Annotated in this window: 1 pseudogene; it reads right to left on the reverse strand. The window is 56.3% G+C overall.

The annotated features are described in order from the left end of the window. Nucleotides 1–30: 30 nt before the first annotated feature. Nucleotides 31–1,212 (reverse strand): annotated as a pseudogene (locus tag BSG20_RS35385) (IS3 family transposase). Nucleotides 1,213–1,280 lie beyond the last annotated feature (68 nt).

The raw sequence follows: 1,280 nt of genomic DNA on the forward strand, positions 1-1,280 counted from the left end.
GTGGAGTTGCCCCATAAAAACCGGACAGGATCAGATTTCTGTTTGACGGTTTAAGAACTCACGCGGGGATCGATATCCCAAAGCCTTGTGCGGGTGAAGCGTGTTGTAGTGCTCGAACCACAATGGCAGTTGGGCGATGACGGTTTCTGCGTCGGGAATGGGATTGACCGAGACGTAGTCGCGCTTGAATGTTTTGACAAAGGCTTCGGCCATTCCGTTGGACTGAGGGCTGCGAACCGGCGTCGTGCAAGGCTCCATTCCGATGTCCATCAGCAGCGATTTCGTGTCCTTTGCAATGAAGCACGAGCCGTTGTCGGTCAGCCATTCAATCGGCTTGGGAAGGGTGTTGATGCGACCGAAGCGGTTCTCGACGGCGGTGATGACAAGGTCCTGAACGTCTTCGCTCTTGATGCCTTGGGTGGTGGCGACATGGGCGATGGCTTCACGATCACAGCAGTCGAGAGCAAAGGCAACGCGGACCTTCTCTCTGTTGTCGCAGCCAATTTCGAAGCCATCAGAACACCAACGCAGGTTCGAGTGCTCCACGGCAACACGGCCGTCATGGCGACGGCTATCAATGGCACCTGTGTGGCGTGGAGAAGCAGGCCGTGCATCTTCACCGATAGACGCGTTTAGCGTTCGGCCATGGGCGGCCTTCGCTGCGGGCTTTACGGCGTAAGATCGCGTGAACCCCGCGATATCCGTAGGTCGGCATCTCGGAGATGATCGCTTTGATTTCATCAACGAGATCATCATCCGCGAGCGGCGGCCGACCACGGGCTTTGGAAGGACGCTGTTTCACTCGCTCAGCCATGTTTGACCTCGGGAACTTCCCTTCGGCAACGACAGCGAGCGCAACAAGTGTTTTTTTGGGCCTGTGGCGATCTCAAGCGCCTCTTTGAGAATCTCGCCTTCCATCGTCTTCTTGCCAAGCAGACGCTGCAACTCTTTTACCTGGTTTTGAAGGGCGCGATATTCGGACGCCGGGACAACATCCTCCTCCGCAGCCGTGGCCGTCAGAGCGCCTTGAGTGGCGAGCTTACGCCAGGTGAACAACTGGTTCGGCTGAATGCCATAGCGGCGAGCAACAATGCTCACCGTAGCATCCGGCTCATATGTCTCCTGAATGATGGCAAGCTTCTCTGCCGTCGACCAGCGACGGCGGCGCTCAGGACCGGACAGGACTTCCATCTTCGGATTGTGACTAGTCATAATGGGCACATTACCTCGCACACTTGTTAAGTGGGAGATCCTGTCCGGATATTTATGGGGCCATTACA

Source organism: Rhizobium tibeticum (genome assembly GCF_900110205.1).
GTDB classification, from domain to species: Bacteria; Pseudomonadota; Alphaproteobacteria; order Rhizobiales; family Rhizobiaceae; genus Rhizobium; species Rhizobium tibeticum.